Origin of the sequence: Asticcacaulis benevestitus DSM 16100 = ATCC BAA-896, from assembly GCF_000376105.1 — a bacterium.
GTDB classification, from domain to species: domain Bacteria; phylum Pseudomonadota; class Alphaproteobacteria; order Caulobacterales; family Caulobacteraceae; genus Asticcacaulis; species Asticcacaulis benevestitus.
Map to the genome: position 1 here is coordinate 1 of NZ_AQWM01000038.1, position 25,973 is coordinate 25,973.

General features: G+C 59.3%; 30 protein-coding genes. 14 read left to right on the forward strand and 16 right to left on the reverse strand.

Annotated elements, in window-relative coordinates:
• Positions 1 to 193, reverse strand: a 193-nt coding sequence (locus B060_RS25335; protein WP_040401890.1) for a hypothetical protein, incomplete at its 3' end; no start/stop codon positions are given.
• A gap of 7 nt (positions 194 to 200) precedes the next feature.
• On the opposite strand from B060_RS25335, the gene B060_RS27415 reads away from it, so the two are divergent.
• Positions 201 to 596 (forward strand): hypothetical protein, encoded by a 396-nt coding sequence (locus B060_RS27415; RefSeq protein WP_018083619.1) that lies wholly within the window; start codon positions 201 to 203, stop codon positions 594 to 596.
• A gap of 221 nt (positions 597 to 817) precedes the next feature.
• Here the strand turns inward: B060_RS27415 and B060_RS0120160 are convergent, their stop codons facing one another.
• From B060_RS0120160 to B060_RS0120175, 4 genes are all read right to left on the reverse strand, one after another.
• The gene (locus tag B060_RS0120160; RefSeq protein ID WP_018083620.1) at positions 818 to 3,934 is read right to left on the reverse strand and encodes a TonB-dependent receptor; all 3,117 of its coding nucleotides are present in this window, start codon (positions 3,932 to 3,934) and stop codon (positions 818 to 820) included.
• A 455-nt stretch (positions 3,935 to 4,389) separates the two neighbouring features.
• Positions 4,390 to 4,899 carry a type 1 glutamine amidotransferase family protein gene (locus B060_RS0120165; protein WP_155847919.1) on the reverse strand — a complete coding sequence of 170 codons (510 nt, stop codon included), beginning with the start codon at positions 4,897 to 4,899 and terminating at the stop codon, positions 4,390 to 4,392.
• 86 nt (positions 4,900 to 4,985) lie between these two features.
• Entirely contained in the window at positions 4,986 to 5,195 is a 210-nt protein-coding gene (locus tag B060_RS0120170; protein WP_018083622.1) for a hypothetical protein, read from the reverse strand.
• 107 nt (positions 5,196 to 5,302) lie between these two features.
• Positions 5,303 to 6,103 carry a M12 family metallopeptidase gene (locus tag B060_RS0120175; RefSeq protein WP_018083623.1) on the reverse strand — a complete coding sequence of 267 codons (801 nt, stop codon included), beginning with the start codon at positions 6,101 to 6,103 and terminating at the stop codon, positions 5,303 to 5,305.
• A gap of 81 nt (positions 6,104 to 6,184) precedes the next feature.
• Here B060_RS0120175 and B060_RS0120180 point away from each other — a divergent pair, with 81 nt between their 5' ends.
• Complete coding sequence (locus B060_RS0120180; protein ID WP_155847920.1) at positions 6,185 to 6,670, forward strand: polyhydroxyalkanoate granule-associated phasin; 486 nt, start codon at positions 6,185 to 6,187, stop codon at positions 6,668 to 6,670.
• A 114-nt stretch (positions 6,671 to 6,784) separates the two neighbouring features.
• Here the strand turns inward: B060_RS0120180 and B060_RS0120185 are convergent, their stop codons facing one another.
• The 3 genes from B060_RS0120185 to B060_RS0120195 all read right to left on the reverse strand — a co-directional run bounded on the left by B060_RS0120185 (position 6,785) and on the right by B060_RS0120195 (position 11,376).
• Positions 6,785 to 8,056: a DUF3422 domain-containing protein gene (locus B060_RS0120185; RefSeq protein ID WP_018083625.1), complete on the reverse strand. Its 1,272-nt coding sequence runs from the start codon at positions 8,054 to 8,056 to the stop codon at positions 6,785 to 6,787.
• A 105-nt stretch (positions 8,057 to 8,161) separates the two neighbouring features.
• Positions 8,162 to 8,962, reverse strand: a complete 801-nt coding sequence (locus B060_RS0120190; protein ID WP_018083626.1) for a GDSL-type esterase/lipase family protein — start codon at positions 8,960 to 8,962, stop codon at positions 8,162 to 8,164.
• Positions 8,963 to 8,979: 17 nt separating this feature from the next.
• The gene (locus B060_RS0120195; protein WP_018083627.1) at positions 8,980 to 11,376 is read right to left on the reverse strand and encodes a glycoside hydrolase family 3 N-terminal domain-containing protein; all 2,397 of its coding nucleotides are present in this window, start codon (positions 11,374 to 11,376) and stop codon (positions 8,980 to 8,982) included.
• Between the two features lie 127 nt (positions 11,377 to 11,503).
• Between B060_RS0120195 and B060_RS0120200 the strand changes: the two genes are divergently transcribed.
• Genes B060_RS0120200 through B060_RS0120210 form a run of 3 tightly spaced genes read left to right on the forward strand, consistent with a single transcriptional unit; the run spans position 11,504 to position 14,903 of the window.
• Positions 11,504 to 12,631 carry an endo-1,4-beta-xylanase gene (locus B060_RS0120200; protein WP_018083628.1) on the forward strand — a complete coding sequence of 376 codons (1,128 nt, stop codon included), beginning with the start codon at positions 11,504 to 11,506 and terminating at the stop codon, positions 12,629 to 12,631.
• A 5-nt stretch (positions 12,632 to 12,636) separates the two neighbouring features.
• Entirely contained in the window at positions 12,637 to 14,304 is a 1,668-nt protein-coding gene (locus B060_RS0120205; protein WP_018083629.1) for a glycoside hydrolase family 43 protein, read from the forward strand.
• A 44-nt stretch (positions 14,305 to 14,348) separates the two neighbouring features.
• Positions 14,349 to 14,903 (forward strand): carbohydrate binding domain-containing protein, encoded by a 555-nt coding sequence (locus B060_RS0120210; RefSeq protein WP_018083630.1) that lies wholly within the window; start codon positions 14,349 to 14,351, stop codon positions 14,901 to 14,903.
• Between the two features lie 78 nt (positions 14,904 to 14,981).
• On the opposite strand, the gene B060_RS0120215 is transcribed toward B060_RS0120210, so the two are convergent.
• Positions 14,982 to 15,647, reverse strand: a complete 666-nt coding sequence (locus B060_RS0120215; protein ID WP_018083631.1) for an OmpW/AlkL family protein — start codon at positions 15,645 to 15,647, stop codon at positions 14,982 to 14,984.
• A 137-nt stretch (positions 15,648 to 15,784) separates the two neighbouring features.
• On the opposite strand from B060_RS0120215, the gene B060_RS0120220 reads away from it, so the two are divergent.
• Positions 15,785 to 16,096 carry a hypothetical protein gene (locus B060_RS0120220; protein ID WP_018083632.1) on the forward strand — a complete coding sequence of 104 codons (312 nt, stop codon included), beginning with the start codon at positions 15,785 to 15,787 and terminating at the stop codon, positions 16,094 to 16,096.
• An 11-nt stretch (positions 16,097 to 16,107) separates the two neighbouring features.
• On the opposite strand, the gene B060_RS0120225 is transcribed toward B060_RS0120220, so the two are convergent.
• A complete protein-coding gene (locus B060_RS0120225) occupies positions 16,108 to 16,437 on the reverse strand; it encodes a metalloregulator ArsR/SmtB family transcription factor (protein WP_018083633.1) in 330 nt (109 codons plus the stop codon).
• Positions 16,438 to 16,533: 96 nt separating this feature from the next.
• On the opposite strand from B060_RS0120225, the gene B060_RS0120230 reads away from it, so the two are divergent.
• Genes B060_RS0120230 through B060_RS0120240 form a run of 3 tightly spaced genes read left to right on the forward strand, consistent with a single transcriptional unit; the run spans position 16,534 to position 18,757 of the window.
• A complete protein-coding gene (locus B060_RS0120230; protein ID WP_018083634.1) occupies positions 16,534 to 17,154 on the forward strand; it encodes a DUF4166 domain-containing protein in 621 nt (206 codons plus the stop codon).
• 41 nt (positions 17,155 to 17,195) lie between these two features.
• On the forward strand, positions 17,196 to 17,516 hold the full coding sequence (locus B060_RS0120235) for a rhodanese-like domain-containing protein (RefSeq protein ID WP_018083635.1): 321 nt from the start codon (positions 17,196 to 17,198) through the stop codon (positions 17,514 to 17,516).
• Positions 17,517 to 17,572: 56 nt separating this feature from the next.
• Entirely contained in the window at positions 17,573 to 18,757 is a 1,185-nt protein-coding gene (locus B060_RS0120240) for a glycoside hydrolase family 5 protein (protein ID WP_018083636.1), read from the forward strand.
• A 10-nt stretch (positions 18,758 to 18,767) separates the two neighbouring features.
• Here B060_RS0120240 and B060_RS0120245 read toward each other — a convergent pair whose 3' ends face one another.
• Together B060_RS0120245 and B060_RS0120250 are read right to left on the reverse strand one after the other, a co-directional pair.
• A complete protein-coding gene (locus B060_RS0120245; RefSeq protein ID WP_018083637.1) occupies positions 18,768 to 19,031 on the reverse strand; it encodes a hypothetical protein in 264 nt (87 codons plus the stop codon).
• Between the two features lie 94 nt (positions 19,032 to 19,125).
• Positions 19,126 to 20,307, reverse strand: coding sequence for an acyltransferase family protein (locus B060_RS0120250; protein WP_018083638.1), 1,182 nt, complete (start codon positions 20,305 to 20,307; stop codon positions 19,126 to 19,128).
• Between the two features lie 212 nt (positions 20,308 to 20,519).
• On the opposite strand from B060_RS0120250, the gene B060_RS0120255 reads away from it, so the two are divergent.
• Genes B060_RS0120255 through B060_RS0120270 form a run of 4 tightly spaced genes read left to right on the forward strand, consistent with a single transcriptional unit; the run spans position 20,520 to position 22,251 of the window.
• Positions 20,520 to 20,909, forward strand: a complete 390-nt coding sequence (locus B060_RS0120255) for a hypothetical protein (RefSeq protein ID WP_018083639.1) — start codon at positions 20,520 to 20,522, stop codon at positions 20,907 to 20,909.
• Positions 20,906 to 21,118: a helix-turn-helix transcriptional regulator gene (locus B060_RS0120260; RefSeq protein ID WP_018083640.1), complete on the forward strand. Its 213-nt coding sequence runs from the start codon at positions 20,906 to 20,908 to the stop codon at positions 21,116 to 21,118. The genes B060_RS0120255 and B060_RS0120260 overlap by 4 nt, the downstream gene beginning before the upstream one ends.
• Positions 21,119 to 21,144: 26 nt before the next feature.
• On the forward strand, positions 21,145 to 21,327 hold the full coding sequence (locus B060_RS0120265) for a hypothetical protein (protein WP_018083641.1): 183 nt from the start codon (positions 21,145 to 21,147) through the stop codon (positions 21,325 to 21,327).
• Positions 21,328 to 21,339: 12 nt separating this feature from the next.
• Positions 21,340 to 22,251, forward strand: coding sequence for an alpha/beta fold hydrolase (locus B060_RS0120270; RefSeq protein ID WP_018083642.1), 912 nt, complete (start codon positions 21,340 to 21,342; stop codon positions 22,249 to 22,251).
• Here the strand turns inward: B060_RS0120270 and B060_RS0120275 are convergent, their stop codons facing one another.
• The gene (locus B060_RS0120275; protein WP_018083643.1) at positions 22,252 to 22,692 is read right to left on the reverse strand and encodes a GNAT family N-acetyltransferase; all 441 of its coding nucleotides are present in this window, start codon (positions 22,690 to 22,692) and stop codon (positions 22,252 to 22,254) included.
• Between the two features lie 150 nt (positions 22,693 to 22,842).
• Here B060_RS0120275 and B060_RS25340 point away from each other — a divergent pair, with 150 nt between their 5' ends.
• Positions 22,843 to 24,330: a catalase gene (locus tag B060_RS25340; RefSeq protein WP_018083644.1), complete on the forward strand. Its 1,488-nt coding sequence runs from the start codon at positions 22,843 to 22,845 to the stop codon at positions 24,328 to 24,330.
• Positions 24,331 to 24,370: 40 nt separating this feature from the next.
• Here B060_RS25340 and B060_RS0120285 read toward each other — a convergent pair whose 3' ends face one another.
• From B060_RS0120285 to B060_RS0120295, 3 genes are all read right to left on the reverse strand, one after another.
• Entirely contained in the window at positions 24,371 to 25,171 is an 801-nt protein-coding gene (locus B060_RS0120285; RefSeq protein ID WP_018083645.1) for a hypothetical protein, read from the reverse strand.
• Between the two features lie 8 nt (positions 25,172 to 25,179).
• Entirely contained in the window at positions 25,180 to 25,413 is a 234-nt protein-coding gene (locus tag B060_RS0120290; protein ID WP_018083646.1) for an alkylphosphonate utilization protein, read from the reverse strand.
• Positions 25,414 to 25,474: 61 nt separating this feature from the next.
• On the reverse strand, positions 25,475 to 25,942 hold the full coding sequence (locus B060_RS0120295; protein ID WP_236621676.1) for a hypothetical protein: 468 nt from the start codon (positions 25,940 to 25,942) through the stop codon (positions 25,475 to 25,477).
• Positions 25,943 to 25,973 lie beyond the last annotated feature (31 nt).

The window sequence follows — 25,973 nt, forward strand, 5'->3', positions numbered from 1 at the left end:
GTTCAGCAATCTTGGCGTCGCGAACCGTCACCGCCAGTTTCAAATCTTCAAGGGTACGAGATTGTTCTTCAATGACCTTCGCTTGCGAACCTACCTCCGTCTGGAGTCGCTCAACCTGCCCCAAAAGTGTCGCAACAACACTGCGCAAACCCGCCAGGGAAAAATCGTCATTCGATTCAGTCGATGGAGCCATCTCCAGTTTGAATCATAACCGCGAGTCCCTGCCAAGCCCCCTTGCACGCCAATTTGCCCCGGTTACGTGCCCGCCCCTGCGTCAGGTGCTTCTGGCCTATGGTAGTGGCGGGGTTATCGGCCTCTTTCTGGTCCGTTTCGCCGAGCCGGCCGGCGGTGTCGATGACGCGCTGTGGGTGGTGAGCGGCGATCTGCCGCCGGCCTATTTCGTTACCGATGAGGCGCCGACACCGCTTGAGGCGCTCGCCCTCTACTGCGATCTGGTGGATGGCTGGGTGGAGACGGTGCTCGACCATGGCGATCTGGATGAGGCTTTCCCGGTCGAGACAGAGCCGACTGAGGAGAATGCCAAAGCCTTGCGCGTACGGCTTTGCTCCATCCGGCAGCTTATCTCCCCGACATAAAAAAGCACCCTCCGGCGCAAACCGGAGGGTGCTCTCTTGGGAAGGTGCGCCAACACCTTCCCGCTTTTCGTCCGACCTGCGGCAACCCGGAGAAGGAAGCCCTGCCGGACAAAGCCGTCTTAGAGCGTGTCCCGATCTGATTGGATCAGATCGGCGCTCTAATTTTTTGTTTTGACGCGCTTTTTTATCCGAAAAATGCGTCACACTTTTCGGAAAGCGCTCTAGTAGCTCAGGTCGAAACCGACGCGGACGTAACGCGGCGTGTTGTAGAAGGTCGGCGTGCCGTAGTTATCATCTTTGAAGTATGTGTTCGTATCGGGATCGTAGCCGGAGTCATAGGTGACGTAACGCGTTACGACCGAGTGCTGATCGAACAGATTGAAGATATCGGCCCGCAGAACGAGGTTTCCACCGAGCGCATACTTCTGAGGCACGGTATAGCGCATCGAGACATCGATATTCTTCGTCCAGTCCGACTTCAGCCCTTTGCCTTGCGGCGCTGGAAGACCGCCGCAGTAGTGCGATACGGCTTCATAACCGGCGGCGTAAGCGTCATCAGCATTAAAGCCGAGGCAAGAGAAACGCTCTGGCGACTGGAGGATCACGTTCGCACCTACCAGGAAGGACGGCGTGAGTTGGTAAGAACCCCATAGTTTGAAGGTATGGGTGCGGTCACCCGCCAGCAGACCGCCGGAGTAGTTTTCCATACCCGGCGAATCCCACGCGAAGGTGGCGCCAGCGTCTTGCTGAACGGTGTTGCCGTATTCGGAGACGGTGCCGGAGTAGTTACCCGACAGGCGCGACCAGGTGTAGGAACCTTGGAGACCCCACTTGCCATCGAAGGCGCGCTTGAAGTCGAAGGTCAGGGCCTGGTATTCACGCTTGGCGTCGTGGAAGTGGCCCAGTTGGTCAGCCGACAGGGTGATGACACGCTGCTCCGTCTCGCCTGTGAGGACCTTCTTAAGACGTACAGTGGCGCTGTGATCACCAACGTTCCACACGTAATAGTTGGAGGTGCCGGTATACATGGCGATCGCATCGGCGCGCTGGGTAGCCGTCAGATCGGTAGCGTTGCCCAGGTAGCCGATGATCGCATCGGTGAAGTCCGAATCTTCCGAAACGTTCTTGGTCGAGCGCATGGTGCCGGTGACACCGACCGTCCACAGATCGTTGACGCGATAGGTGGTGCCCAGGATGACTTCATCAACATGCGTGGCTTTCAGGCCTTCCGCCGTCTTCGAATTAGCGCCTTCCTGCTCACCATTGCCATAGACGGTGCAGTAATTACCGGCAACATCCACACCAGAGAAGCCTGGCGCGCCGCTAAGGGACGATGTCGGGCAAAGCGTGCTCAGTTTGCTGTTCGGCGTGCCGACCGATTGCGGCAGACCAGTTACCGGATCAAGCACCCAACCACCTGTCGGCGCGTTGAAGTACTGCTGGAAATAGGTGTCCTTGCCGCGGAAGCCCATGTTCATAGCAGGCGGAATGAAATTCTGACCATACGAACCGAAGACCTTCCATTGCCCCTCGCCGGTTGGATCCCAGGCAAAGCCGAGGCGCGGCGCGACATTGTCCTTCAGGTCCATATACTGCTCACCGGACAGGTTGAACTGCTTGAAATTATCGCTGCGCAGACCAAATTGCAGGTTCAGGTTCTTGGTCACATCCCAAGAATCCTGGATATAGATCGCCTGAGCTTCGGACGATACATGGCCGCCCATGTGCTCATAGATGACGTTCAGCAGGACTTCATCGACATTATCGATATTGTCATCGGTATTATCATATTCGCGGAAACGATACTGCACCGGCGAACCACCGGTCAGGTCGGTCGTCTTGTTTTCCGAGTTCTTTTCGTGATCGATGCCGAAGCGGACGTGGTGGTGCCCCCAGGCGTCGAAACGAACGTCGCCGTCGGCGCGCCAGAACTTGCGCTCCATATCGATGACATTGATCGCGGTGTTCGGCTGGGTGGTGGAAATCGTGGTCGGCGTACCCGACAGGTCGTAGTATTTGACGTTGTAGCTGGTCAGGTCGGACGGCAGCAGATTGTCGCGGTCCTTCATGTCGCCGACGGCGGCCGAGATCGAGAACCAGTCCGTCACCTTGCCGGCATAGTTCAGCACCCAGTTCTGACCACCCAATTCTTCCTTCGTCGAAGACTTGTAGGCGCCGATGGTGTCCGTATCGGAATCAAAACCGTATTGATCCGCCTTGTCGGTGTTGGTGGTGTCGAAATAGGTCAGCGAGACGTGCTGGGTCGGGGTGATATAACCATCGAGCTTCAGGCCTAGGAACGGATCGGTGTTCTTGGTCTTGGTATAGGTGCCGGTGTTGATGCCAGCCTTGGTCGAGGCATAATCGTTGAATTGATAGAGGCCATAGGCGAACAGGCGATCCTTGATGATAGGCCCGCCAGCTTCGACCGACAACGAATTGTCCTGAACCTGACTGAACTTGCCACGATAATCATAGGTATCGAGTTGCTCATTACGGAAATTCGACGGCTGATAATTGCCGTGGACAGCGAACATGAAGGTGTTGGTGCCCGACTTGGTGGTGGCGTTGACGACGCCGCCGGTGGCACGGCCAAATTCAGCGGCATAACCACCGGTCTTGACTTCCACTGTCTTGTAAAAATCGAACGGCACGCGCGCGGACGAGATATAGGTGTCCGGATTGGTGATGTTCAGACCATCGATATAATAGGCGTTTTCCGCCACCGAACCGCCGCCGAACGACGCCACGGCGTTGTCGCCTTCGCCGAAGCCGGGATTGCCCATGGTGACGGTCGGGGCAAGCATGGTGACCGCGGTCAGGTTACGCGCGATCGGCTGCTGCGACGTCAGGGTATCGAGATCGACGGTCAGGCCGGTCGTCGTCTTGGTGAAATCCTGGCGAACGCGCTTGGCCTTAACGACCACGGTCTGGGTGGCGCCCGTGGTTTGCAGGGACGCTTCAAGGCGGACTTCCTGCGAGATCACGACGCTCACCGTCGTTTCATATTTGTCGAAACCGGGCGCTTCCACGACAACGTTATATTCGCCGGGCTGCAGACCGGTGGCCGAGAAAGAACCGGCGGCGCTGGAGGTCATAGTGCGTGCCTGGCCTTGACCTTGCGAGGTCAGGGTGACCGTAGCGCCGCTGACGGGCGCGCCGCCCGAATCCGACACCGAGCCGATCAGGGCGCCCGAGGTATAGTCCTGGGCCAGCGCCTGAGCGGGAATGAGAGCCGCGACGGTGGCCAAAAGCGCCGGTGCGGCCATGGCTGTCAAAACAGCCGTGCAAAAGGTTGTCGTCGCCATAAGATTGCGACGTTGCGTGTGCTTATTCAATTTTCTCTCCGGGATAGGCTGTTTTATGTGCGAACTGTACGTTAACGCCCGTCTGTGCCCCGCAGACGACGTCACTCAAATGTCACAAACCGGTGTCGCAATACAGCAATCACAGGGTGTGATCGTCACAAATTTAACAAGTTAAAAAGAGAGAAAACGGCACTTGTTACACTTTTGGCCACAATTTGGACAATAAAATTCCACAATAACTGCGTTTTTAAATAAGATACTCCAAGATGCTGGATACATATTTTCGCATACTGGATACTAAGGGCGCCGACATTTCCAATTGTTAAAAAATTACGTTAAGTAAGCTTTCTCCGTGAACCAGGAATACTCTATTTAAAATAGCAACATGTTTCGTAACGGCGATTTTTATGACGTAATCGCGCCTTACTCGAAATTAATTATGGCCAATATGCCCATTTAAGGCGAATTGGGACCTATCTGTGTGCCTAATAAGCGAGTACGGCATATCGCAGAGACAGCGCTTGCGGCAGCTCAGAGATCGTCACGACGCCCTCAACGGGGACGATTCCCGCCATGCCCAGAACCAGTCGCAGCGGCTCGCTGTAGCCGATGGGTTTGCGATCAGCAAAGCTCTCGCGCAGCCAGGTCAGCATGGCCATATCCTGCCGGTGCCGTATAGCGCCTCTTTCGGACAGCAACACAGCCACCGCGTCGAAGTTTTGTGATGATGAGTGCGCCAGTTCGGCCTCAGGCATGATGGCAGAATGGTCGGAAAGGCGGATGCGGCCCTGTTCAGACGCGATAATCGCAGCGTGGCCGCCCGCCTCGTGAATGTGCCGAACGAGATGGATCAGTGCCTGCGCTTCAGTGCCTTCAGCGATCAGGATGGCAATCTTGCGGTCATCCAGTGACAGGTCGCCCTCGTCAGACGCTGGGCTATCGCTATGCGCCATCGGCAGAAAAATCTCTGCGCCTGAAACCGTAATGAAACCCACAGAACCACCTCCATATGCCATGACAGAGTGCGGAAAAGGTCAATAAACGTGCAATTTAGCTTTTGGGCCGGTTTGCGAGGATGACATTAGCGACTTGCACGCCGTCCATGCCCCATCGGCGCCTGGATCGACAGGATGCGCGGCGCCTCAGGATTATGCGACAAGGGGGAGCCGCACTCGGCATAGAGCCATTCCCCCACCGCATAGATGGCAGGTTTCAGGCGCTTGCGAATGACCAGTTGCGGACGCATGTCCCCTTCCAGTTCGACCCAGCAGCAATCGTATAGCTTATCCATACCCTCAACTCACCCGCGCCGGCGCTTCCCTGCCCGCTTCGGCTTACAAACCCGCCTTCTGGTGAGCGTCCCGTGTTCCGCATGTGTTCCTTATGATGCAGCGCTTGTCAATGCACGAATGTTTCGACGCGCTGAAAGCGATGCACGATAGCCGCGTCATCCTTACTTAGGTCGCACTTCTGCCCGACCTTGCGGCAGCGCTCCGGCAAACTCGAGAACTGAGTGCGGCAAGTCTTGAGCGCTTCCTGCCCTTTGGCAGTCAGAGTAAAAATACGGTTCCAGCGCTTATCCTCACGATGACGCGGCGTTTGGTTGGCAAGGTAGTGCATGTTCGAACAGGGATCATAGTCCGATGACATCTGCACCTTCACCTTGGGAAAGGCGTTGCGAACATCCCGGCAAACCGCGCTGAGAGACACGCCGCAATCATTGAGATAGGTTTGCAGGAAGGGTTCCAGCCGGACATAAGCATCTCGGTCAGGCCTCTGGTGCTCATGCATCAGCCCAAGCACATGGCCAAACTCATGCAGCACCGAGCCGTAGGAAGCGCGGGGCTCAATCTGAATACGATTGACCATAGGCAGGTGCCCCAGCGTGGCGTTGGTGGCATCGGCGTCATGAACGATATAAAGGCCGTCGAGTCCGCGTTCGTCATGGACAAAGCGTACACCCGTCGCCGCAGTCCAGGCGTCCATAGCCTTACACGCCTTGTAGGCCCCGGTCGCCGACTTCCATCGCTTCCATCCCGTGCAGTCCTTGCCCGAAGCACCGGCAGTTTTGAGCAATACAGCGTCAAAGTGATAAGGCACGGTCGCTTGCGGCCACGGCTTCGTGCCCTCCTGAACTGCCGCAGCCCGAACCTGTACCGGCAGCAGAAACAGCAGCGTCAAAACCGCCAAAGATTTCATCTGTCCCCTCATGCCGGCATTGTAATGAAAATTATCAAACCCGCATCGTTTTCTTATGCGATGCGGCGTTTTACTGGCGCCATGACACGCACATCGACACTCAGTAACCCGTTCGCCCTGTGGACCGATCTGGCCCTTCAGACAAGCAGCATGATGATGGCTTCAGCGCAGGTCATCCAGCACCGAACCCTGCGTATGATGAACGCCAGCACGCCGCCCAGTCCGCGTGACACGGCGGAATTCACACTTATGGGTCAGGAAAAACTGGCCGCCGCCACCGAGGTTTTGCAAGGCGTCACCACGCGCGCCATGACACACGATGTGCAGGCCGGCATGAAGATCATGAAGGACATGACCGCCGTGCAGGCCGATCTGTTCAGTCTGGCAAGCGCCAGGACCGTGGCACAGGCGATGGCGCGCAATGAAAAGCTCGGCCGCAGCCTGAAACGCGCTGGCCTGACCGCCGCCACCCTCTCCGATCATACCGCCACCATGGCGTTGCGGGCGCTCAAACCGATCCGTTCGCGCGCCATGGCCAATGCCAAGCGTCTTGGCAAGTTAAAGTAAGTCAGGCATATTCAAAAATTTCACAAATTTTAGAAATATCATACCCTGACTGATCTGGCGCGAAGCGCCGCCTCTTCAATCTGTGCAATCTGTGTAATCTGTGGATACCCTTCCCTACGCGTCCGCATGGCCGATCGACTTCTTGCGCTGGTGAATAAACCACCACGCCAGTCCGACGATCAAAAGGATAAGCGGCGCATAAATCAGGTGCGCCAGGTGCGGGTCGAACAGCGGATCAATGATGTATTTCACCAGATTGAAGATGTAATAGCTGACGGCGAAAACCGACAGGCCTTCGACCAGCGCCGACAGTTTCATCTGGAGCTTCGAGCGCACATTCATGCTCCTGAGCAACCCCTGATTCTGTACCTCCAGCGAAATCGATATCCGCGCCCGCAGCAGATCGCTGACGCGGCCGATACGCGTCGAGATATCGTCGAGCCGGCGCGAGGCCGCTTCGCAGGTGCGCATAGCCGGCTGCAAACGGCGCTCGATGAATTCCTGCATGGTCGAAAAACCGGCTACGCGGGTTTCGCGCAAACTCACCAGCCGGTCTTCGGTCAGGCGGGCATAGGCGTCGGTGGCGCCTTGCCGGAAACGCACTGCATTGACGCGCTGCTCGACCTCGGCTGACAGCGCCATCAGACGTTCCAATATCTGTTCCTGCGACGCGCTTTGGCTGGCCATATCCGAGGTCAGCACCGCCAGCCGCGCCTCGGCGTCTTTCAGCCAGCCCATCAGGTTGCGCGCCACCGGAAAGCCCAGAAGCGCCAGCTTGCGATAGTGACCGATCTCGATCAGGGTTTGCAGCAGCCGCGACGCCTCGTCGTTTTCCAGCCCCTTGTCCTGCACATAGATGCGTCCGGCACCAAGTTTATCTTCTTTGGCATGCATGCGGAAATCCGACCATATCCGCGCCGCGCCATCGAACACATCGCAGCAGACGGCCTGCGTCAGGTCGATAACCTTCTGAAGCTGCGCCTCCTTGGGCTCATAGGGCAAAACCGAAATCTCGACGCTGCGGAACACCTCGCCCGGCGCGCCTTCCAGCCAGTCGAAATCCGCCGTGCGTATCCGGCAAAAGCCCAGCTCCGTTTTGGTGGCGGCATCCATGGAGATGTCATTGTCAAAGCGCAGCCAGGTCGAGAACTCGCCATGCCGCTCCCAGATGCTGCCGTGGGTTTCGCCGATTCGCGCCAGCCGCCAGCGGTCGGCCTCGCCCGGCTCAAGGCTGTCGATCCAGGCGGTCTCGGCCTCACGCTGGTCGTCCGGCACCAGATAGACCCAACTGCGCACAGCGACCGGCGTCTTGTAGATGGGCAGGCTGCGCTCGTGCATCAGGTCACTGAGCGTGCGTCTCAGATTGTGGTCGCTGGGGGACATCATGGTCAGGCCGTGGCATGTTTATGTGGAGATTCAGCATAGCAAGGTTCGCTGAGCCGCGTTATCACTTCCCGCTTCCAATTCTGACACTTATCCGAGCGCCACCTGTCAGGCCAGAGCGGCGGCGATGGCGGCCAGGGTATAGGGCGCCATGGTGGCATAGGCGCGTGCGTTCGGGTGGACGCCGTCGCCGCCGAAATCCGGACGCAAGGCACCGGCCTCGGTGGCCAGGGCCGGCCAGTAGTCGACATAGGTATAGCCCTGCGATGCACACACCGACTTGATCCAGGCATTGAGCGCCACGAACTTTTCGTGCGGATTGCCGACTTCCGGCCGCCACGGGAAATGATCGGCCGGCGGCACCGAGGCCATGATGACCTTGATGCCGTAGATAGTGGCCAGATTGGCCATGGCCTGCAGATTGTTGGTGGTCGCCACCGGATCGTAAGGATCCTGGTTTTGCGCCACGTCATTGGTGCCGCCCATGATGTGCACGGCCTTGGGGCGCAGCGTCACCACGTCAGCCATGAAACGGACGAGCATCTGGGCGCTCACCTGGCCGCCGATGCCGCGCCCGATCAGGCCATTCTCGCCATAGAAGGTGCCGGACTGGCCCGGCCAGCCGTCGGTGATGGAATCGCCCATCATGACGACCTTGCGCTGCGCTTCCGGCAGGTTGACGGTATCGGCATTGGCCTGACGGTAACGGCGCATCTGGGCCCAGTCCTGACCGACCGGCTGGACGGTCAGGGTCTTGGGATCATGATAATCCTGCAAGGCCGCCTGGATCGCCTGCGCCTCCGCCGTATCCTGCCCCTTGTTCTGGGCCGATGCCGCCGAAGCCAGGCCAAGCGCAGCCGTGCCCGCCAGAGCGCCGCTCAACAGATGGCGCCGTTTGATATCCGTCATGTCACTATCCCGCCGGTTTAGATGACGGTGAGAGTCGCCGTCTTCAGGTCGACACTATTCGGTCCTGCGGAGATCGTAAAGGTGCCGGGTTCGACAACGCGCTGCATATCCATGTTGTAGAATTGCAGGTCAGCCGGGGTGATGTCGAAACTAACCGTCTGGCGCTCACCCGGATTGAGGGTGATGCGCTTGAAACGCTTGAGTTCCTTGACCGGACGGGTGACCGACGAAATATCATCGCGGATATAAAGCTGCACCACTTCGTCGCCCTTGACCTTGCCGGTATTGGCGACGTCGATCGAGACCGTGACGGTCTCCGTCGTGGCGATACTGGCCTTGGCCAGTTTGGGCGCCGAGATATCGAAGGTGGTGTAGCTCAGGCCGTAACCGAAGGGGAACAGCGGCGAGGTTTCGCCATCGAGATAGCCGCGGCGGGCCGTTGGCTTATGATTGTAGAAGACGGGAAGCTGGCCGACGCCGCGGGCGATCGAGACCGGCAGCTTGCCGCCCGGATTGGCGCGACCGAACAGGATGTCGGCGGCGGCCCAACCGGTTTCCTGGCCCATATACCAGCCCTCGACCAGCGCATCGGCCTTTTCATTGAGCAGGTTGACCGACAGAGGCCGGCCATTGAGCAGGAAGACCACGGTCGGCTTTTTCAGCGCGAAGATGGCGGCGGCCAGATCGTTCTGGCGGCCCATCAGGTCGAGCGAATCGCGGTCGCCGAGGTGGTTGTCGGCCCAGGCTTCGCGCGAGGTTTGTTCGTTATCACCCAAAACCAGCAGGATGGTATCGGCCGATTTGGCGGCTTCCACGGCGTCGGCGATGAGCTTGTCATTGACCGAATCCGGCGTGAAATTGATCGCGTCCTGGCCCCAGATGCGTTGCTCGGTGATTCGCACGCCTTCGCTGTAGGCGACTTCAAACCCAGCCTTCTTGCCCTCGGCGGTAACGCCTTCGAGGATCGAGACGACATGGCGCGGCACGTCGGAATAACCACCGATCGGCGTATCCTTGGCGTGGGTGCCGAGCACCAAAAGCTTGCCGACCTTTTTCGCATCAAGCGGCAGTACGCCATTGTTTTTCAGCAGCACCACCGACTTGGTGGCGGCCTCATGCGCCAGGGCCACGGCGTCCGGCGTGGCGGTCAGGGCGTCGGCCTTCTTGGCGTCGACATACGGATTTTCAAACAGGCCCGACTGGAACTTCATTTCCAAGATACGGTGCACCACCGCATTGATCTCGTCCTCGCTGATACGGCCGGCCTTCACCAGCTCGATCAGTTGGCCATAGGTCTGATTGTCCGGCGTTTCGATATCGACCCCAGCCTTGAAAGCGCGAAAGGCCGCCTCGGTGACATTGGGCACCAGCTTGTGGCGCGAGATCATTTCGTTGATGGCGAAATAGTCGGAGACGGTGACGCCCTTGAAGCCCCACTCATCGCGCAGGATGGTAGTCAGGAGCCACTTGTTGGCGTGGCTCGGCACGCCGTCGATTTCGTTATACGACGGCATGACGGCCCGGATCTGGGTTTCCTTGACGATCTTCTCGAACGGCGGGAAGAAGTCTTCGCGCAGGGTGCGCTCGCTGACCTCGGCCGGCCCGACATTGGTGCCGTTTTCCGGCTGGCCGTGGCCCGTCATGTGTTTCAGGGTGGCGAACACCTTGTCCTTGGCCAGGGGCAGGGTCTCGCCCTGGAAGCCGATAACAGCCGCCTTGCCCATCTCGCCGCAGAGATATGGATCTTCGCCATAGGTTTCTTCGATACGGCCCCAGCGCGGTTCGCGGGCGACATCAACCACCGGCGCCAGCGCGAAATTGGCGCCACGGGCGCGCATTTCACGCGCCGCCACCGAGAAGATCTTGGTGGCCATGGGGGGATCGAACGACGAGGCCAGACCGATGGCCTGCGGGAACGAGGTGGCATCCTTGGCGACATAGCCGTGCAGCCCTTCTTCGTGCATGATCATCGGGATGCCGAGGCGGGTCTCCTCGATGGCCCACTTCTGCATGGCGTTGACGTGACTGGCGGTGTTAAAGGCGTTGCGGTTGCCCATGGCGCCGGAATCACCCGCGCCGGTCGTGGTGGCCAGGCCCTGCTGGTCGGAGGGGCGCGCCACCATGCCGAGGCCGTTCGGATAGACCTTCGAGGCCTTGGCGGGATCGAACTTGCCGGTCGCGTCCTGAATATCGCCCTTTTTCTGCCAGACGCACAGCAGCTGCGCCACCTTTTCTTCCAGCGTCATACGGCCGAGCAGATCGGCGACGCGGGCATCGATGGTAAGGCTGGCGTCCTTATAGGGCAGCGTCTCTTTCTTCGCCTTGGCGGCCATGGCCGTTCCGGCGACAGCGCTCAGGGCCAGGGTTGAGGCGCCGAACAAGCGGCGTGTCAGGACGGGGGTCTTCAGCTTCATGGTATCGTTTCCCTGTTTCTACTCGGCCACCGGCCGATGTCGGCGTGGCGGCCAACCCGCGCTTGACGGCGGAATTGAACGATGACACTGTTAGCGCTAACAGAATAAAATTCAACAGGGAAATACCATGAGCCAAAATCTGTCGCGCCGCGCGGCCCTGAGTCTTGGCGCCGCCACTGTAACTGCAAGCGCCGTTGCCGGCAGCGCCCTCACCGCCACCGCTGCCGATACCGCCACCTCGCTCAAGGATTTGGCCGCCGCCAAGGGGCTGCGTTTCGGTACCGCCATTGGCATGCGGATGCTGGCCGATCCGCGCGTGCGTGAACTCGTTATCCGTGAGTGCAATATCATCGTACCGGAAAACGAGCTAAAGCTGTACGTGACCCACAATAACGGCCCGACCGAATATAACTTCAAGCCGGCCGATGACTTGCTGGCTTTCGCCGAATCCCATCACATCGCCATGCGCGGACACAATCTGTTCTGGGCTCGCGACGAATACACCCCGCAATGGCTGAAAAGCTATGATTTCGGCTCGAAACCCAAGGTGGCCGCCGAAAAGCTGCTGCGCGACTATATCGCCAAGGTGGCCGATCATTATGGCGAACGCCTGAACTCTTGGGATGTCGTCAATGAGACGATCGACCCCAAGACCGGCGAGGTGCGCGAGAACGCCTTCTCGCGCGTGCTCGGCATGGATACCCTGCGCATTGCCTTTGAGGCCACCCGCGAATACATGCCGAAGACGCAACTCGTTTATAATGACTATATGAGCTGGGAAGCCGGCAACGAGAACCACCGCAAGGGCGTGCTCAAGCTACTGCACTGGTTCCGTGACAACAAGGTGCCCATCGATGCGCTGGGTGTGCAGTCCCATATCGGCAACGGTTATGATCTGCTCGGCGGCCAGGTCAATGCGTGGAAAGAGTTCCTCGATGAAACGGTGGCGCTCGATCTCGATCTGCTGATCACCGAGTTCGACGTCGACGACCAGACGATCCCGACCGGTGATATCGAGCAACGCGACGCCATCGTCGCTACGGTCGGCCGCATCTATCTCGACCAGATGCTGAGCTACAAGCAGACCAAGGACGTGCTCTTCTGGGGCATGCCGGATCAGTACAACTGGTTGCAGGGCTTCACCCCGCGCGCCGACAAGCTACCGCTGCGCCCGACGCCCTACGACGCCGATTTCAAACCCAAACCCCTGCGCGAGGCCATCGCACTGGCGTTCAAAAACGCATCGGCAAGGTAAACATCATGAAAACGCTGCTGCCAGCCCTTACCCTTCTTCTCGGCCTGTCCGGATGCGCCACCCTGCCCGCCACTGCGCCCGCCGGACAGGCGGTCTTTTCTGCCATACGGCTCGACAGCCAGCGCGATGACCTGAACAAAAGCGCCACGCCGGTTTATGAAAACCCGATCCTGCCGGGCTTCTATCCCGATCCCTCGATCACCCGCGTCGATAACGACTATTACCTGATCAACTCGACCTTTGCCTACTATCCCGGCATCCCAGTCTTCCACTCGCGTGATCTGGTGCACTGGCGGCAGATCGGCAACGCCATCGACCGTCCGGACATGCTCGATTTCTCCGGTCTGCCCACGTCGCGCGGTGTCTTTGCGCCGGCGATCAGCCATCACGACGGCCTGTTCTACATCATCAATACCTGCGTCGACTGCAAGGGCAATTTCGTCATCACCGCGAAGGACCCGGCCGGTCCGTGGTCCGATCCGGTATGGCTGCCGTTTGGCGGCATCGATCCGTCGATCTTCTGGGACGATGACGGCAAGGCTTGGATCGTCTGGAACGACGCCCCCGAAGGCCAGCCGCTCTACGACGGCCACCGCGCCCTGTGGCTGCAACAGTTCGATCCGGCCACGCGTCAGATGGTCGGCGAGAAGCGCGTCGTCGTCAATGGCGGCGTCGATATCTCGAAAAAGCCGGTATGGATCGAAGGCCCGCACATCTACAAGAAGGACGGCCACTATTATCTGATGGCGGCCGAAGGCGGCACCTCGGTCAATCACTCCGAAGTCATCCTGCGCGCCGACAAGGTCACCGGCCCTTACCTCCCCTATGCCGGCAATCCGATCCTGACCCAGCGCGATCTCGATCCGGCGCGCCCCAACCCCATCACATCGGCGGGCCATGCCGATCTGGTCGATACGCCCGATGGCAAGTGGTATGCCATCTTCCTCGCCACCCAGCCCTATGAGGGCGGTCTCTACAATACCGGCCGCGAAACCTTCATGCTGCCGGTCGAATGGAAAGACGGCTGGCCCATCATCCTGCCGCACGGCCAGCCGATCCCGCGCACAGTCGCCTTGCCTGACGTGCCCGGCCAGCTCAAGGAATCGCACTACACCGGCTATTCGCATCACTTCGGCTACAGCTACGACGCCCGCACGCCGCTCGACTGGCTGCAGGTTCGCACGCCCAAGACGCCGTTCCTGACCGTGAACCATGCCGAGACGGTTGCCTTGCGCGCCCTGCCCGAAGCGGTGGGCGACAAGACCTCGCACCCGGCCTTTATCGGCCTGCGCCAGCGTCACGCCAACGCCGCCTTCACCACCACGGTCAGCTATCAGCCGACCGCCGAAGGCGATCGCGCCGGTATCATGGCCGTCCAAAACGATAACTTCTACGTCTTTTTCGGGCTGGCCATGCGCGACGGCAAGCCGGTGCTGGAGGTGACACGCCGCTCAGGTCCGAACGATCCGCGCGATGGCGTTGTGGTGGCGACGATCCCCGCCCCTGCCGGCGCGGTCAAGCTCAAGGTGGAAATTAAGGGCGGCACGGCAAGCTTCAGCAGCGGTTCGACCGTGGTGGCGAAGGACGTCGATGTGACAAATCTGTCAACAGCAAAGGCTGGCGGCTTCGTCGGCACGCTGATCGGCCTTTATGCCTATGGAAAAACGCAATAATCCATGTTAGCTCGCTGAATATAAAGAGTATCAGGGAGACTATCATGAATCGACGCCACCTGCTCATGGGGGCCTGCGCCCTCGTATGCGCGCCTGCCAGCCTTTGGGCCCTGCCCGCTTTGGCTCAGGACGATGATATTGCCAAGAAGCTGATCAACGATCCCGGCGGCTGGACTGTTTACGGCGCCGCCCAGACCAATAAGCGCATCAAGGATACCAAGGTTCAGGGCGGGGCTGCGCTGGAAATCAAGATCCCCGGCAGCGGCGGCAACCCCTGGGATGCGGCCGCCGAAAGCCAGATCACCGGCAAGATCAGCAAGGGCGACAAGATCGTCGTCGCCGTGTGGATGCGCGCCAAAACCGACGGCAACACGCCCGCCAATCTGACGCTCCGCCTTCAGATCAGTTCACCGCCCTATGCCTCTTTTGGCGAAAAGCCGATCAGCGTCGGGCCTGACTGGCAGATGCAAGCCCTGGAAGTTACCGCCAGCGAAGACCATGCGCCCAAGACCTCAGGCCTGAGCGTCCATCTCAATACCGGCAAGCAGACCATCTATCTCGGCCCGGCCTTCATTCTCAACATGGGCGCCTCGGCGTAACATCGCCGCGCTTCACCCATAAAAAAGCGGCGGCCTGCTCGAACAGGGCCGCCGCAGTCTGAGGGACTTTAAAACGGGTTAGAAACGATAGGCGATACCGGCGGATGCCACGATGGGATCAAGATCGACCTTGGAGACCAGAGCGCCGTTGTTGATACGGGCATCGGTGTTGTAGAAGACCTTCTTGACGTCGAGATTGAACGACCAGGGGCCTTTCAGCGCCACATCGACACCGGCCTGGACCGCCGTGCCCAAACCGCTCTTCAGGCGCACTTTGAAGCCGTTCTGATCCTTGCCGCCGTACCAGTTCATATAGTTGACGCCGGCGCCGACATAGGGGCTGACCTTGCCGGCCGGATTGAAGTGATATTGCAGGGTCACCACCGGCGGCAACACCCAGGTTTCATGCACCTTCACATCCGTAGCTGGCCCCACGGCCTTGATCTGGTGCTTCGAGGTGCCAAGAATGCCTTCGACCGCGATGTGATCGGTAAAGAAATAGCTGAAGCCGAGCGTCGGCACGGTGCTGTTGTTGACGTCGACGTTCAGGCCGGAATCAACGCCCGCCGCTGTCTTGATGTCACCACTTTCGTCCGGCGCCACCGTGGTGATGCGGGCGGCAACGATAATGGTGCCCTTTTGCTTCGGCTTGAAATCGGCCGCGTGGCCTGCGCCTGCGCCGGCGGCCAGCGCCAGAATACCAAGGCCTGCGAGTGTTTTCAGAATACGTGTCATGACAGCCATTCTCCTTCTTTGCTGAGGTGATGGCGATCATATATCCATAAACTTTATATGGGTAACCTGCGCATTCTGACGCGCGTCAGGCTGTCGCAGGCAACCGGGTTTAGAAGCTGTTATATTGATATTGCGGAAAAACTCCGATGACCGAAAGCAATCAGCGCACAGCTTACATATTTTACATTGTATTCACGTCGATACTGGTCGCCTGTCTGGCCTTCGTGTGGTTCATGTCGCCATTAGGGCTTGGCTTTGCCAGATGGCCGGAACGCGAACTGCTTCAAAGCATTTATGCGGGTTCCTATTATGCTGGCATCCCGGCCATTCTGATCGCAAAAGTTATCTCGCCAGTTCTTTTCGCATACAGAAAACGAAAAGCAGCCTACGGCGTGCCGGCAATTTCAATCGCCGTATTCCTGATTTGCGTCACCCTGATATTGTCGAACGTAAATTAAGACCAGAACGTCTAGTCCTCTACGTCGCTCTTCGCCTTAGCGGCGCTTTCCTCGCGCAAGGGTTTGCGCGTCGGGCAGACCTCCTGCAGGTAGCCATCGAGCGAATTGACGATATGCTCTTCCACGATGCTGTAATGGATAAACTTGCCCTTCTTGACGCTGGAGATCAGGCCGGCGTTTTCGAGGATGCTCAGATGCTTGGAGAGCGACGGCTTGGCCATATCGAAGCGCTCGGCGATTTCCCCCGCCGTCATGGTCGATTTCGACAGATAGGCAAGGATCTTGAGACGTGGCTCGGAGGCCATGGCCGCGAAGATTTTAGCCGCTTGTACCGCACGCATTACATTTAGCCCATTGACGAATTGTTTTTGACGTTATAACGATTAGATTGTTAGCTAAATGTAACTCAATTCGCAGAAAAAGTCAAGGGGACGCGGATGTTGGCGGTGCGCAAAAGCCAAGTCTTACAGGATGAGGAAGGCCTTTTGCCGAGGCTGCTGGGGGACGCATGGCGACGCCTGCATCCATCAGTCCAGGCGCGCTTTGCCCACGAACCGGAGCAGCCCATCCTTTATGACGGCGTGATGGAGACGGTCCATTGCTCCCGTGCCGGCTGGCTGTTCGCGCAACTGACCCGCCTGATCGGCAATCCGCTGACACCCCGTCGCGGCCAAAATGTGCCGATGCAGGTGCGCCTTACCCGGCGCGAAGGCGGCGGGGTATGGTGGCAGCGCACCTATGGCTTTGCCCGCCCCTTCACGGTGGTTTCCGCCAAGCGCGAAAACGCCCGGGGCCAGCTTTGCGAATATGTCGGGCTCGGGTTCGGCATGCGGTTGCGCGCCTACGAGAAAGAGGGCGCCCTGCATTTCACAAGCGAGCGCTATTTCTGGGAACTCGCCGGTGTGCAAATCCCCTTGCCGCACTGGCTGTCACCGGGCGAAACCCATGTCAGCCACACCGATCTTGGCGGCGGCGCCTTCCTCTTCACCATCGCCATGGATCACCGCCAGCTTGGCCGCACCTTTTACCAGACCGGCATCTTCCGTCAGGCGCTCTGAGATGCCATATGTGACCGAAGTCACTTTGAAAGGCCCTGCCCATGTCCACACCGATCCGCAATATGACGCCCGAAGAGGTCAGCGCCGCTCTGAGCAACGATGACATCCTGCTGATCGATGTGCGTGAGCCCCATGAGTTCGCCGATGCCCGCATCAAAGGCGCGGTCAACTATCCGCTGTCGACGCTCGATCCCGCTGCCCTTCCCTCGGCCGACGGCAAGTATGTCGTGCTGTCATGCGCCGGCGGCGTCCGTTCGGTGACCGCGGCCCATGCCTGTCAGGCGGCGGGCATCGATATCCACGACCACCTCGCCGGCGGCCTGCGCGCCTGGATGATGGCGGGTCTTCCGGTCGAGCGCTAGGCTCTGGTATTCGGCCAGCGTTTGCGGCACTCTCTCTTAAAAAAGGGAGCCCGATCATGAAACGCCTTATCGCCGCGGCCGTGCTGGCCCTTGGCCTCGCCACGCCGGTCTGCTCTGCCGATCTGATCACCTTCTGGGACACGCCGCAATATGGCGGCAACAGCTTCAACGAAGGCATCCCCGACGAGGCCTATTTCCGCGCGCTCAAAGCCACTGGCGCCACGTGGGTGCGACTGACCTTTTCCAAATGGAAGGGGGAAGGCAGGGATTTCCTGATCGGCAATGCCGACGGCTATAAGGGTATGCCGGCCGGCGATCTGGCCAAGCTGATCAAGTGTCTGGATGCGGCCCAGGCGGCCGGCATCAAGGTCGTGGTCGTGCCGCTCTCCCTGCCCGGCGATCGCTGGAGCCAGCAGAATGAGGGCAAGATGGACGACCGCCTGTGGAAGGATCGCGCCTATTGGGATCAGTCGGCCGCGTTCTGGCGGGATCTGGCGATGGCGCTGAAAGATCATCCGGCCGTGGCGGGCTATAACCTGATCAACGAGCCAACACCGGAAAAGGGCGTGGGGCTCGATGAACAGGCGACGCCGGAGGTCCGTCAGGCCTGGTATGCCAAATATAAGGGCACGACGCATGACCTGCCGGGCTTTTACGAACAAGTCATCAAGGCGGTGCGCGCGGTCGATCCGGTGACACCTGTCATGGTCGATGGCGGCTGGTACGCCAATGCCGGCAGCTTCAGCTACTGGCCGTCAAAGCTGAGCGACGACAAGGTGCTCTACGCTTTTCATATGTACGAACCCTACGAGGCGACCAGTTCGCCCAATCTGAAACGCAAGCCGCAACTGCGATATCCGGGCGTGGAATCGTGGATGGGGACTGAAAAGGTGACGTGGAACAAGGCGGTGATGACGCGCTTCCTCGCCGTGCCGTTCGACTGGGCAAAAACGCATGATGTGCCAGTGAATCGCATGGTGGCGGCGGAATTCGGCTGCGTGCGGCAATGGGTCGATTGCGGTGCCTATATGAATGACGTGCTCGATACGCTCAACGGTTATGGGGCGCACTGGGCCTTTTACGGTTACCGCGAGGACGGCTGGGACGCCATGGATTACGAACTGGCGCCGAGTGTGACGCAGGGCCAGTTTTATTATCTGCGCGAACAGGGCAAGGCCGATCAGCTCAAACGCACCCCGCATCCGCTGCTTGATGTGATTACGTCGCACATGAAGAAATAGGCTTAAGAGCCTAAGCATAGCGTAAGGTTTGCGGTCCGACCATCCTGATCGTCACCGGCGTAAACAGGCCGAACGATACCGTGCCGTTGCAGTGGAAGTTCGAGCAACTGAACGCCCATTCGATCAGATCGAGATACATCGCCCCGACCCTGGCTTCATTGACCAGTTGACGCACCGACTCCTCACGCTGGCGCCGGCATTTGTCGCACGTGATCATGATGCGCGTATCCTGAGGCAGATCCTTAAGCTGCGTATCACAAAACCACGAAGACATAGGCCACCTCCACAAAGAATGTTCTTATTTTGTTCTTTGCAAAGACAAGAGTCAAGGCGCACTTTTGACAGGCTGTGGATGATAAAACCTGCCGCTAGATCTTGAGGAAGATCTTCCTGAGATAGAAGGGCAGCACCACCAGCCAGCACACCATCAGCACGCCGAAGGCGAACAGGAAGGACATCAGGTAAGGATCGCCGATCACGCTGTGCATCCAGGCCGTGATCATGCGGGCCAGACCGGTGACATCGAGGAAGACCGAAAGCAGCCAGGCAAAGACGTAGGCCAGGATGGCGTTGGTGCCGAAAACGCGGATCGGCATGGCCCACGTCACATAGCCGAGACGGTCCATGACCAGCATCAGGAGGGACAGCAGCATCAGGGCGAGACCACTCGTCAGCACGGCGAAGGACGAGGTCCACAAGTTCTTGATGATGGGGATCTGCGCATCCAGCGCCAGGGCGCACAGCACCAGGATCAGCCCCGCCAGCGCCACGCCGCCGACCGCCCTGGCAGGCGTCTGCTCCTGGATGAACAGGCCAATCAGGATGCCGGCGAGGATATTGAACACCGCCGGCAAGGTGGAGAGCAGGCCTTCGGGATCATAGACCACCTGCCCGGCTTCATTCTTGCCGCCTTGATAGAGGTGCTGGATGCCGGGGATGATGCGGTCGATATAGGACGGCCACGCGCCTTCCGGATCGAAGCGATTGACGCCAAAGCCCGGCACCGGCACCAGTTTCATCAGCAGGGCATAACCCAGCACCAGACCGATGGCCCAGAAGGCCAGCGGCCGGGCGTGCAGCACCAGCTTGCCGTTTTCGACATGGCTGTGCACGAACACCAGTCCGGCCGCCAGAGCGTAGCACAGACCGATACGCTGCAACACGCCGGGGATGCGCCAGTGGACAAAGTCGAAATTGGGCAACAGATTGAGGAACAGACCGATCCCTATCAGGATGGCGGCGCGGCGCAGCACATGCGCAGCCATGGCCGGTTTGCCACCTTCGCCCATGCGGCGGTTCATCGAAAGCGTCATCGAGATACCGACACAGACCAGAAAGCCGGGGAACACCAGATCGGTCATGGTGAAGCCATGCCAGGCGGCGTGTTCAAAGGGCGGCCAGATATGCGACCAGTCGCCGGCATTATTGGCCAGCAGCATGCCGATGATGAACAAGCCGCGCAGGATATCCAGCGCTTCGAAGCGCGGGGACTTCGGCGTCACCACGACCGGGGCCGGCCTCTTTTCAAACTTAAGTATCTCGGCAGCCATGAAGCCCCCCTGTTGTTTTCAGCCGACACTCTCACAGCTTGACGCCCGTGCCAAGCGCGCCCGGCTTTCATCCACATGATGCCTAAAAGCGCGTCCTAAGAAATGTCAGGTCAGGCTTACATTTTTTGCCAATGTCAGGTTGACATTACATTTTTACGATGTAAGGTCAGCCTTACACCGGTGCCGTATCAACTCAATCTGGAATTCGACACATGAACCTGAAATCTCCCGTCGCCCGTTACAATTTTGGCATGGCCATCTGGATGGTGCTCTATGTAGCCGCCCTGTTTGGCTCCATTCTGCTGATCAAGGCGCAAAACCCCACCGGCCCTTTGCTATATGGCCTTGCCGTCCTGCCCGCCCTGCCTATCGGCGGCACCATTCTGACATTCCTCGCCTATATCGAGCGCGTGGACGAATATGTGCGCGCCGTGCTGATAAAGCGCTTCATCATCGCCACCGGTCTGACCCTGTTTCTCTGCACGGCCTGGGGCTTTATGGAAGAAAACGCGGGCGCCCACCATTTCTCGCTCTATCTCGTTTATCCGCTGTTCTGGGCCCTGTTCGGCGTGACAAGCCTGATCATGAGGCAGGCAGCATGAAACAAAACCTGCGTGAGTTGCGTACCCTCAAAGGCCTGACCCAGGCCGACCTCGCCACCCAGCTCGGCGTTTCCCGGCAAGCCGTCATCGCTCTGGAAACCGACAAGCACTCGCCGTCGCTGGATCTGGCCTACAAGATATCGAGCGTCTTTGACCTGCCGGTTGAAGCCATCTTCGAGAACCCCTACCGCACGTCCCAGGGCGACTAAACCTCTCACCGAAAAGGCACTTTCCCATGTCCCTGCGCATCCCCACGGAGCGTATCAGCCCCCTTGCGCTCTTTTTACAGGCCTTACGCTCCGTCATCTGTGGCGCCGTTATCCTCATCGCCTTTTTCAGCCTCGTTCAGGCTGATCCCGATCAGACATCTGTCGCCACGGTCCTGCATGACGGGATTCACGCCGCCCTCAATCTTTAAGGAACATCCCCCATGCTCATAGCCTTCTGCGGCAAGCCCGCCCGTTATGTCGCCATCCTCGTCGCGGTCGTGGTCGCCATCTGCGTCGCCGTCAGCCAGTCAAAAGCCGCCACGCCTTATCCTGATGCCGCTTCGGCGCGCTTCTCTGTCAGCGTCACCGGCAGCGGCCCCGACATCATCCTGATCCCCGGCCTCGCTTCCTCGGCGGCGGTCTGGGACGGCACGGTGGCCCACCTGAAAGATCACTACCGCCTGCACGTGCTCAATCTGGCCGGTTTCGCCGGTGAACCGGCCGGCGCCAATGCCACGGGCGAAGTGCTTGCCCCCTCGGTCGCGGCCCTCGATGCCTACATCAAGGCCAACCACCTGCAAAAGCCGGTCGTGATCGGCCACTCGCTCGGTGGCCTGATGACCCTGATGCTGGCAAAAGCCCATCCGGAAGATGCCGGCAAGCTCGTCATCGTCGACGCCCTGCCCTATGTCGGCGTCATCTTCAATCCGGCCGCCACGGTGGATATGCTGAAACCCACAGCGACCGCCCTGCGCGACGGCATGATCAGCACACCGGCCGAGGTTTTCAAAAGCCAACAAAGCCAGACGGCGCAAAGCTTGGTTGCATCAACCGCCGATCAGGCCCGAGTGCTCGACTGGTCTATGACCTCCGATCGCCGCGTCCTTGCCCAGAGCTTCTACGATGACCTGATGATCGACCTGCGCCCTGACCTGGCCGCCATCGCCACGCCGGCCACGCTGCTCTATCCCGTCAGCGCCGGCCAGAACGCTGAGGCCACCGACGCCATCTACAGAAGCAACTATGCGGCCAAACCGGCCATGACCTTCATCCGTATCGACAACAGCCGCCACTTCATCATGCTTGATCAGCCCGAAGCCTTCTATCAGGCGCTGGATGGCGCGCTGAAATAATCACAGATCGCGGCGAAACTGGATAAAGTCGGTCTTCGTCGCCACCTTTTCGTACAGCGCCTGAGCGGTTGTATTGGCCTCCTCCGTGACCCAATAGAGCCGTTCGGCGCCTTTTTCCCGGGCGGCCTCGGCCACCGCGGCGATCAGCGCCTTCCCCACGCCCTTGCCGCGGCCGGCTTCATCGACAAACAGGTCTTCGAGATAACAATACCAGGCCCGCGCCCAGCTTGAGCGGTGCATCACATAGGTGGCGAAACCCATGACCGTGTCGCCTTCCTTGGCCACCAGCAGGTTCAGGCTCTCCCCGTCATCGAGCGCGCGTGCGAAGGTCAGGTCGGTGATGTCGTCATCCAGCGCCTGTTTGTAGAAATCGAGATAGGCCCGCCACAAGGGCAACCAGGCCGCCTTGTCATCCTTTGTCGCTGCGCTGATCTGCATCATTCCCCCACATCATTATTGTTCAAGACCATAAGGTCAGCTTATGCCAAATAAAAATACAATCAATTTTTCTTTGGCCGCCCTGCCGTTTAACCTGAGGTCATGACGGCGCGTTCCTTGCCATCTTAAACGCCACTTCAGGGGAGACAATCCATGTCCGAACAAAAATGCCCTTTCCACCAAACCACCACGGCAGGCGCGCCGATCGCCGACAACCAGAACTCACTGACCGCCGGTCCGCGCGGTCCGGTGCTGCTGCAGGACTATCAACTGATCGAGAAGCTGGCGCACCAGAACCGCGAGCGCATTCCTGAGCGCGTGGTCCACGCCAAGGGCTGGGGCGCGCACGGCACCTTCACGGTCACCCACGACATTTCAAAATACACCCGCGCCAAGATCTTTTCCGAGGTTGGCAAGCAGACGCAACTGATCACCCGCTTCTCGACCGTGGCCGGCGAACTGGGCGCGGCCGACGCCGAACGAGACGTGCGCGGCTTCTCGGTGAAATTCTACACCGAGGAAGGCAACTGGGACATGGTCGGCAACAACACGCCGGTCTTCTTCATCCGCGATCCCCACAAGTTCCCCGATTTCATCCATACCCAGAAGCGCCACCCGAAGACGCATCTGCGTTCGGCCACCGCCATGTGGGATTATTGGAGCCTGTCGCCTGAAGCCCTGCATCAGGTGACCATCCTGATGTCCGATCGCGGCATTCCTGTGTCTCCCATGCACATGGACGGTTTCGGCTCGCACACCTACAGCTTCATCAACGCTGACAACGAGCGCTTCTGGGTCAAGTTCCACTTCAAGACCCGCCAGGGCAAGGTCAATCACAGCAATGCCGAGGCGGCGAAGCTGATCGGTGAGACGCGCGAATCCTATCAGGAGGCTCTGTTCGGCACCATCGAGGCCGGCCAATACCCGAAGTGGGATCTGAAGGTGCAGATCATGCCGGAACTGGACGCCGACACGACGCGCTACAATCCGTTCGACCTGACCAAGGTGTGGCCGCACGCCGACTACCCGCTGATCCCGGTCGGCACCATGGAACTGAACCGCAATCCGGATAACTATTTCATGGACATCGAACAGGCGGCCTATTCGCCGAGCAATATCGTTCCCGGTATCGGTTTCTCACCCGACAAGGTGTTGCAGGCGCGTATCTTCGCCTATGCCGACGCCCACCGCTACCGCCTGGGCACCCACTACGAGGCCCTGCCGGTCAATGCACCGAAGTGCCCGGCCAATCACTATCACGCCGATGGATCGATGCGCTTCTTCGACAACTTCAAAAACCCCGATGCCTATTACGAGCCCAACAGCTTCGGCGGTCCGGCTCAGGCGCCGGAATACCGTGAGCCGCCTTTGCGTATCTCCGGCGATGCCGATCGTTGGAACCACCGCGAGGGCAATGACGACTACACGCAGGCCGGCAACCTGTTCCGGCTGTTCGATGCCGGTGAGCAGCGGCGCACCTGTGAGAATGTCGCAGGCTCTATGAAGGGCGTGCCACAGTTCATCATCAATCGGGCGCTGGTCCATTTCGACCGGATCGACCCGGCCTATGGCGCCGGCATCCGCAAGGCCCTTAGCCATGGCGGCGACGCCAAGGTGCAGGCCACCCGCGATCTGCCATAACGATATAGCCCTCTCCTGATGAAGGAGAGGGCTTTTCTAATCAGGCGCTTTCGATGCGCTGCGCTTTGGGAATGAAGGGCTTCATCACCATGGTGACGATGCGCATGGCCACCACGGCGACGATACCGAAACCCGCCAGCCACACCATGACCGGTTCGTGTTCGCGGTGCAGATTGGCCATCAGAATCCAGAACAGAGCCCATATCAACGCTATGGCATAGACCGAACTGCAGATCACCCAGACCATGTATCCGCCAAAGGCGATCAGGACCACGAGGAACAGCGCCGACACCCACAGCTCCGTCGGGTCGAGGCCGATGCCGGTGCCCAGCATGGCCGAGGTGAAGTTGACGAAGGCCGCGGCCGTCAGCCAGCCGGTCACCAGCGCCAGAGGGCTGTAGATAAAGAGCCGCTCGCGCCGGGTCAGACCGCCCAGCGCCTTGAGTTGCAACAGGCCGTTGATGCCAAAGAACAGGCCAATGACGATCAGCGCCACGCTGATCCAGTCGATATCCATCACCGGCACCCAGATCTGCCAGATGCAGTTGACCAGATAAACCCCGGCGATATTCCAGCCCGTGGCCAGCAGCGCCGTGTCATGTCGCTGGCGCGGCAGCACCTGCCAGATGGCGGCGACCAGACTGTAAAAATAGATAAAGCCCCAGATGATAAAGGCATATTTCCATGGCACCAGCGGGTGCCCCAGCACGGCCGAACGTATCTCTACCGCCTGGCCGATGCCGAGAAACTCGGTCAGCCGCGCCGTGGCAATCTGGCCGATGGCCAGAGCCAGCAAGACGATAGCCTGAAAAAGCCTGTGATGGCGCCCCGCCTTTTCCATGAGGTTCTTTAAGCCTTTTTGACAAATTCCGTACGCAGCACCAGCCCCTTGACCTTGTCCGCGTTACACTCGATTTCATCCTCATCATAGGTCAGGCGGATGTTCTTGATCAGGGTGCCACGCTTGAGGGTCACGCCGCCGCTGCCCTTGACCTTAAGATCCTTGATCAGGGTGACGCTGTCGCCGTCATGCAGTTGCGTTCCGTTGGAGTCCTTGACTACCAGTTCGTCTTCGTCGGCCATAATATCTCTCGCATAAGGCTAAGACTTTCGCCCTACCCTATGCGAGGCCTTACGACAATCGTTAATCTTTACAATAGCCTTCATTGGCGGCCACGACGAGGCAATCCTTCTTCTCCGCCAGCCATTTCATACCCGTGGCCTGACCATCGCCTTTGTGAATGACCAGCGGCGCCGCATCGCGCACAATATGAATGCCGTCGCCTTCCAGCGTGCCCGTGAAGGTGCGCGGACCGTCGAGATTGGTAATGATCACCTCATAGGCGCCGCCCGCCGGGGTCACGGTCAGGGACGTGCCTTCTGGCCCCGTCCACTTGCCGACATAGCCGGTGGCATCGACGCTGGCCATGGCGCCGGCCACGGCTTGCGATGCGGCTTCGGCGGCGGTGATCGACATGGCAGCCGATTCGGAGGCTTGCGAGGCGGCTACCTGCTCTTCGCTTGGCTTCGGCGAACAGGCGCTGACCGCCAAAACGGCTGCCAGAGCTGTCGTCACGCTGGCCATAGCCGCCATTTTACCAAGGTTTTTCATCGTATCTATCTCCGCTTGCAGGGCATTTGAG

Coding starts and splice junctions, on each gene's coding strand:
- B060_RS0120170 (WP_018083622.1), bottom strand. CDS start 5,195: ATGGATAAGCTATACGATTGCTGCTGGGTCGAACTGGAAGGGGACATG.
- B060_RS0120175 (WP_018083623.1), bottom strand. CDS start 6,103: ATGAAATCTTTGGCGGTTTTGACGCTGCTGTTTCTGCTGCCGGTACAG.
- B060_RS0120180 (WP_155847920.1), top strand. CDS start 6,185: ATGACACGCACATCGACACTCAGTAACCCGTTCGCCCTGTGGACCGAT.
- B060_RS0120185 (WP_018083625.1), bottom strand. CDS start 8,056: ATGATGTCCCCCAGCGACCACAATCTGAGACGCACGCTCAGTGACCTG.
- B060_RS0120190 (WP_018083626.1), bottom strand. CDS start 8,962: ATGACGGATATCAAACGGCGCCATCTGTTGAGCGGCGCTCTGGCGGGC.
- B060_RS0120195 (WP_018083627.1), bottom strand. CDS start 11,376: ATGAAGCTGAAGACCCCCGTCCTGACACGCCGCTTGTTCGGCGCCTCA.
- B060_RS0120200 (WP_018083628.1), top strand. CDS start 11,504: ATGAGCCAAAATCTGTCGCGCCGCGCGGCCCTGAGTCTTGGCGCCGCC.
- B060_RS0120205 (WP_018083629.1), top strand. CDS start 12,637: ATGAAAACGCTGCTGCCAGCCCTTACCCTTCTTCTCGGCCTGTCCGGA.
- B060_RS0120210 (WP_018083630.1), top strand. CDS start 14,349: ATGAATCGACGCCACCTGCTCATGGGGGCCTGCGCCCTCGTATGCGCG.
- B060_RS0120215 (WP_018083631.1), bottom strand. CDS start 15,647: ATGGCTGTCATGACACGTATTCTGAAAACACTCGCAGGCCTTGGTATT.
- B060_RS0120220 (WP_018083632.1), top strand. CDS start 15,785: ATGACCGAAAGCAATCAGCGCACAGCTTACATATTTTACATTGTATTC.
- B060_RS0120225 (WP_018083633.1), bottom strand. CDS start 16,437: ATGCGTGCGGTACAAGCGGCTAAAATCTTCGCGGCCATGGCCTCCGAG.
- B060_RS0120230 (WP_018083634.1), top strand. CDS start 16,534: ATGTTGGCGGTGCGCAAAAGCCAAGTCTTACAGGATGAGGAAGGCCTT.
- B060_RS0120235 (WP_018083635.1), top strand. CDS start 17,196: ATGTCCACACCGATCCGCAATATGACGCCCGAAGAGGTCAGCGCCGCT.
- B060_RS0120240 (WP_018083636.1), top strand. CDS start 17,573: ATGAAACGCCTTATCGCCGCGGCCGTGCTGGCCCTTGGCCTCGCCACG.
- B060_RS0120245 (WP_018083637.1), bottom strand. CDS start 19,031: ATGTCTTCGTGGTTTTGTGATACGCAGCTTAAGGATCTGCCTCAGGAT.
- B060_RS0120250 (WP_018083638.1), bottom strand. CDS start 20,307: ATGGCTGCCGAGATACTTAAGTTTGAAAAGAGGCCGGCCCCGGTCGTG.
- B060_RS0120255 (WP_018083639.1), top strand. CDS start 20,520: ATGAACCTGAAATCTCCCGTCGCCCGTTACAATTTTGGCATGGCCATC.
- B060_RS0120260 (WP_018083640.1), top strand. CDS start 20,906: ATGAAACAAAACCTGCGTGAGTTGCGTACCCTCAAAGGCCTGACCCAG.
- B060_RS0120265 (WP_018083641.1), top strand. CDS start 21,145: ATGTCCCTGCGCATCCCCACGGAGCGTATCAGCCCCCTTGCGCTCTTT.
- B060_RS0120270 (WP_018083642.1), top strand. CDS start 21,340: ATGCTCATAGCCTTCTGCGGCAAGCCCGCCCGTTATGTCGCCATCCTC.
- B060_RS0120275 (WP_018083643.1), bottom strand. CDS start 22,692: ATGATGCAGATCAGCGCAGCGACAAAGGATGACAAGGCGGCCTGGTTG.
- B060_RS25340 (WP_018083644.1), top strand. CDS start 22,843: ATGTCCGAACAAAAATGCCCTTTCCACCAAACCACCACGGCAGGCGCG.
- B060_RS0120285 (WP_018083645.1), bottom strand. CDS start 25,171: ATGGAAAAGGCGGGGCGCCATCACAGGCTTTTTCAGGCTATCGTCTTG.
- B060_RS0120290 (WP_018083646.1), bottom strand. CDS start 25,413: ATGGCCGACGAAGACGAACTGGTAGTCAAGGACTCCAACGGAACGCAA.
- B060_RS0120295 (WP_236621676.1), bottom strand. CDS start 25,942: ATGAAAAACCTTGGTAAAATGGCGGCTATGGCCAGCGTGACGACAGCT.